The organism is Maribacter sp., assembly GCF_049667165.1.
Classification (GTDB): domain Bacteria; phylum Bacteroidota; class Bacteroidia; order Flavobacteriales; family Flavobacteriaceae; genus Maribacter_A.
In genome coordinates this window covers 1-5,518 of record NZ_JBATHS010000066.1, presented here as the reverse complement: position 1 = coordinate 5,518, position 5,518 = coordinate 1, and the positions used below count along the sequence as shown (strand labels likewise).

5 protein-coding genes are annotated in these 5,518 nt (G+C 42.1%); 1 reads left to right on the top strand and 4 read right to left on the bottom strand.

Going from position 1 to position 5,518, the window contains the following annotated elements; all coding sequences use genetic code 11:
* The 4 genes from WBM98_RS03980 to WBM98_RS03965 form a co-directional block, all read right to left on the bottom strand.
* Window positions 1-621: alpha/beta hydrolase (locus tag WBM98_RS03980; RefSeq protein WP_424364731.1), on the bottom strand; the 621-nt coding region annotated here is incomplete at its 3' end.
* Between the two features lie 48 nt (window positions 622-669).
* Window positions 670-1,158, bottom strand: a complete 489-nt coding sequence (locus WBM98_RS03975) for a cupin domain-containing protein (RefSeq protein ID WP_424364730.1) — start codon at window positions 1,156-1,158, stop codon at window positions 670-672.
* 15 nt (window positions 1,159-1,173) lie between these two features.
* Window positions 1,174-1,899, bottom strand: coding sequence for a carboxymuconolactone decarboxylase family protein (locus WBM98_RS03970; protein WP_424364729.1), 726 nt, complete (start codon window positions 1,897-1,899; stop codon window positions 1,174-1,176).
* 66 nt (window positions 1,900-1,965) lie between these two features.
* Window positions 1,966-4,158, bottom strand: coding sequence for a DUF5916 domain-containing protein (locus WBM98_RS03965; protein ID WP_424364728.1), 2,193 nt, complete (start codon window positions 4,156-4,158; stop codon window positions 1,966-1,968).
* 176 nt (window positions 4,159-4,334) lie between these two features.
* Between WBM98_RS03965 and WBM98_RS03960 the strand changes: the two genes are divergently transcribed.
* Entirely contained in the window at window positions 4,335-5,246 is a 912-nt protein-coding gene (locus tag WBM98_RS03960; RefSeq protein WP_424364727.1) for a helix-turn-helix domain-containing protein, read from the top strand.
* The last annotated feature ends 272 nt before the right edge of the window (window positions 5,247-5,518 follow it).

Below are 5,518 nucleotides of genomic sequence, written 5' to 3'. Positions count from 1 at the left end.
GGTCACTAGTATGCCTTCCCCAATTTTATCAAAAAGTTGTGATGCGGCATCCGTAATGACTTCGGTATCAAATCCCCCAATATTGGGGACCATTTGGCGGAAATACTGGTTCAGCGATTCCTCGTCTTGGGCAAATTGTACACCGGGGAAATAATCGGGCCATACCCCTATACGAAAGATGTTGAACCAGAACTGTTCATCGGGTGTTGGGGTTATCGTCGCTTCGACCATGCTGCGACTTGCCCTACCACGTCTGGGCTGATCCATGATATAGGTGCTAAAACCGCGTCTTAGAAAAATGTTCTGGTAACCTTCCCGTCCATCGGGCGTGGTTTCCCATGTCTTTGAAAACTGGCCGATACCGTGCCACATCACCAATGGATATTTACGCGTATTAACCGGAATCTGATAATAGATATAGGCATGGTCGCCATGATAGGTCTGACCTTCAGGGTTTCGTTTGATAGCGTCAAAAGTTCCCGGGTTTTCAATAACGCCGCCACCCACCACAAAACTGCCCTGATCTTGGATGATTATGGGTTCTTTTTGGGCAATGATGCCCGACATCATCAATATTGAGAAGCCAATTGATAGTATAAATGTTGTTTCTGCGAATTTCATAGCTAAGATTTTATTTCTTTAAATGGAATTGGGATACATTCCCCATATTTATCGCTTTGTGTACTCTTCATCGGTAACCGCTTCAAGCCATTCCGTTGGGCCGTTTACCCTGCTAGTAATCGCCACTTGTATGAATTCGGTATCCGAACTTGCTCCGTGCCAATGCGGGATGTTCGCAGGACATTTTACAACATCCCCTTTGTGTAGTATTTTCTTTTCACTTCCTTTTTCCTGGTAATAGCCCTTGCCTTCCAAGGCCAAGATAATCTGTCCGTTTGGATGCGAATGCCAGTTGGTTCTTGCCCCTGGTTCAAACGTAACACTGCCAACGGAATTTTGGTTGATACTATCAGCAAACACAAGCATTTCCAACCAGGCATTTCCGACAAAGTTGTCATTTGTGATTATTTTCCCCTTAGGAAAAATCAGTTCTTGTTCTGAAGTTGAATTGATGGTTTTATTTTTTTCCTCCGATGGTTTACAAGAAAAGATGATTGTTACAATCAAGATTACTACTAATAGATTTTTGTTGTTCATAGGTTCCAAGTTGTGTTAATCTTTAGATTTTAACAATTCGTCCAAAACTTTCTTGGCCGACTCGATTTTTGAGTTGTCCAAGTTTATTTTCAAAACATCGACCAATTCAACTAATTGTTCTTGGGTAATCCCCTGTATTAAGCAAATATTCATATGCGAACGAAGCATAGGTTCAACATCGCCGATCGTTATCAAAACGGAAACCGTGACCAGTTCCCTTTGCTGATAGTCCAAAACATCGCGTTCAAAAATATCGGCAAACAAGTGTTCCTTTAAAAAGACTTCGATAACAGGGGCAAACTCTGCATAATCGGCTTTTGGACCATCCAACTTCTTTTGCACCAAGTCCTCTAAAATCGATTTTCCCCTGTCGTATTTTGGACGCGTATCTTCAATAGGAGTGGCCTCTTTGCCCATAGTATCTTCAATTCCTTTTTCCTTGCGTTCATCCAATACTTTGATAAAAGTTCGTAAACCCCGTAGGCTACGCGGAAATCCGCAGTAGGCATAGAGATGTACCATGACCTCCTTGATCTCGTTAACGGTCAGTCCTGCCTCCAAACCTTCGACCAAGGCCGATTCCAAATTTTCTAGATCGCCTTTTGCGGTCAGTGCCGAAATGGTCACTATCGCTTTTTCTTTTGCCGATAATCCGTAGGGTTCTATTGCGGCCGAAACTAGGGTAAAGTTTAGCAACAAAAACAGGCAAAAAAGCGATTTTAAAAATGGATTGTTTTTCATGGGAACTTTTCTTTGTTATGATTTGTGTTTCTAATTACAATTTAGGCTTTAATTTTTTGCATGGGTTTATAAATTCAACCAATAGGTCAATTTAAGATTTATTGACCGAAATCGGGGTGCGTAGGGTGCGGTAAAATAGTTGTCGTTATATACGAGGTACAAATCTGACAATGGGGCAAAACGCCATTGCAATCGCGAGTTGATTCCCAGGTTTTCTTGCTGGTTACTGTATTGTACAAGGGTGTTCCAAAAAAGACTTTTGCTAAAGGTGATATCCGAACGAAAAGTGGCGAAAAAAATATCGGCATCGGCATAAGGGTCTGGTAACCGTATTCCGTTATAGTCGAGTGCCAAACTGAATTGTGCCTTGGGTTGTATACGCATTCCTAGTAGTGCCCCAACAGCGGTAATGTTACCATTGAAAAAACGGCCAAACTTGGCATTTGCCCCATAGGTAAGCAAATTGGTATTATTGGATAGGTATTCAAATTCAAATTGATTAAAATGATAGCCCTGATTTCCGGGGATAGGTATTGCCCCTGAGGATCTTGCGGGGTCAAATGGAGCGGTCAGGAATATAAAGTTGTTCGTAAATGTTGCCTCGGCAGTGGCCTGATCTTTAAAAGCCACTTCCCAACTAAGATTGTATTCATGATCTGTTTTCTTGTAATCCAAAGTAGGTCTCCAATACATCAGCGACAAGAATTGCAGTGCATGTGTATTGATAATGCCCTTCTTGGGGTAGAGGATCCGTTGTAAACCATTTCCCCACTTTAGGATATCATTTCTTGGGACAAATCCCAAATCAGCCCTAAAATCTTCATCGATATACACGAAATCTTCGATAATGCGCCATCTTCGAGGACCATAAGTGAATGTGGCTTGTGTAGAAAGATTCCCATCATGGTCACCCGGTTGAAAGGATTTGTGCATATAGAATTTTCCGTTCCAAATGTTATTTGCCGATGCTAGGTTATAATCGGCCCCGATGACCCGATTGTAGTTTTCATCGGGCGTGATATATGCCTCGTTCCCCATGGCCTGGCGGTTTACCCAGAACACCCCGACATTTGACCGGCTGCCTACTTTACGTTGTAGGGCCAACATCAAGTTGTTGTTAGAGGCTATTTCATTGGCCTCATCTTTGGCCGTCTGAATATTGAGCACACCCAATCGCCAATCTTTATTGAGTTTGCCACTGAGCCGTACCCCACCTATAATATCATTTTGAATCAGGTTGCCATTGGCGTCCCTGGCCAAACCGATACGTCGTGAGAAAAAGGGTTTTGCCTCATTGAACGTATTCCCAAAATTCTCGAACAAATCACTATTATCGATAAAAAATTGACGCTTTTCAGGTAGCCGAACCTCAAAACGGGTAAGGTTAGTGAAAATATCATCGATTTCAACATTTGAAAAATCAGGGTTTATGGTCAGGTCCAAATTCATTCCGTTCCCGATTGAAACTTTGGCATCACCCCCGACTTTAAACTGGGTATTCGATTCATCCGAGGCGTAATCTTTATCGGTCAAGGTATTAATATAAGGAATAAGCGTTAGGGGTGTACGGGATTTCCCCAAGGGTTTTTCAAAAACCAATTCACCCATATCAGCCAGGCTAGAGAGCATTTGGTTCTGCGGCACCCTGACCCAGGTATCCTGCTGGTTGCTCTGGTTGTTCCAGCGGTAGGGCCGGAATCGCCATGAAGTACTGCCCTCGGGAAATTTCAAGGAGGTAAAGGGAATGGCGACCTCAACGACATAATGGTCGTCAAAACGGGTCGCTTCGGCTTGCCATTTAACGTCCCAGGTGTTGTTAAAGGAGGTTCCACCATCGGAGACCAAACCTTCGCGAAGTACCCCGTATGGGGTGACTCCAAAAAAATAGGCCGTGGTCCCATCACTGAAGGTATCGAACAATAGGGAGATATTGTCATTGGTAAGGGCCCCGAAGTCTCTTTTTAAGGTAGATACGACATAATTACCGGCGGCCTTTTCAGAATATATGCCTACATACAGATGGGTGTCCGAATACAAAACCTTCACCTCGGTCCTAAATTCAGCGGTTACCTGATCCGAAGGAAAAAACTGTTGGAAATCACGGGCTACTTCCGCAGTTTCCCAAATAGCTTCATCCATGGTTCCGTCCAAGGCAATTTCTTCCGTGATGTATTTGGCCGTGACGGTTTTTGGGGTATTTTGCCCTAATACAAAACCACCTAATGCGAATAGGAATCCAAATAATGCCACGTTTTTCATATACAACGTTGATTTAATACGACCTTGATAATTGCTATAGCTCAAAAGTACGAGGTAAATACCCGCCAGATCATACCCGGATTACGGAATTGCCTACCATTTTTACGGATTTAGTCCGAACTACTTGAATCACTGGAGATCAATGCCTTATCTTTAATAAAAATTTAGAATTTACCATGAAAAATGTTTTGAGAATCAATACCGTTGGTGATTACCTGAGACTTCGAAATCAAGAGGTCTTACATCCATTGGTGGGAATTGTTGATTTTGATAAGTTGGGTGAGGAGAATTATTCAAACAAAGATTACGATGCTTTCCATTATAAGTGTTATGCTATTTTTCTGAAAGATGCCAAGGGATGCAAAATGCATTACGGGGGCAAACCGTACGATTATGATGAAGGAACACTTGTTTTTATGGCGCCAAACCAGACCATCGAACTTGGTGGTTTCGACCCTGATTACGTACCTAAGGGCTATGCCATGTTATTTCATCCAGATTTGTTATTGGGTACCGATTTGGGCAAAAAAATGAGTGCCTATAATTTTTTCTCGTATTCCTCCAACGAGGCGTTGCACCTTTCGGCCAAAGAACGTAAAGTGATTCTGAGTTTGTTGGAAAAAATCCAATTCGAGTTGGAGCAGAATCTTGACAAGCACAGTAAAAAACTGATTGTGGCCAATATTGAATTATTTCTGGATTATTGCACACGTTTCTATGACCGACAATTCTTGACCCGTGAAATGGAAAATCAAGGTTCTTTAGAGAAGTTCGACAATTTGTTGAACGAATATTTCGGATCTGAGAAACCCCTAAAACATGGTACGCCTTCGGTGGGTTATTTTGCCGACCAGTTACATCTATCATCCAATTATTTTGGGGATTTGGTCAAAAAGGAAACGGGAAACTCAGCCCAGGAATATATTCAGAACAAGCTCATAGATATTGCCAAGGAAAAAGTTTTTGACCCGAACAAATCGGTCAGTGAAATTGCCTATGAATTAGGTTTTAAGTATCCACAGCATTTCTCAAGGCTTTTTAAACAGCGTGTCGGGCATTCACCAAGTGAGTTTAGGAATTTGAATTAAAACTTCTAGCATTAAGCGATAAGCATTGATTTTCGGACCTAATGGGATAAATATTTAGGATTATATGCTATTTTCAATCCCAACTAAAGAAATCCATCGCAATGTTATCCCCAAAATCAAAAAGAAACATTTCACGGATCATTCCTTTTGGGGTGATCTGGCTTGGTTTAGGATGGTTTATCCTCTTTGTTGAAGGGGCGGCCACTCAGCACCAAAATTTGAATCCTTCTTCTGCGATAACCTTGACTACCGAGGTTTTCATTTTTGCCAGT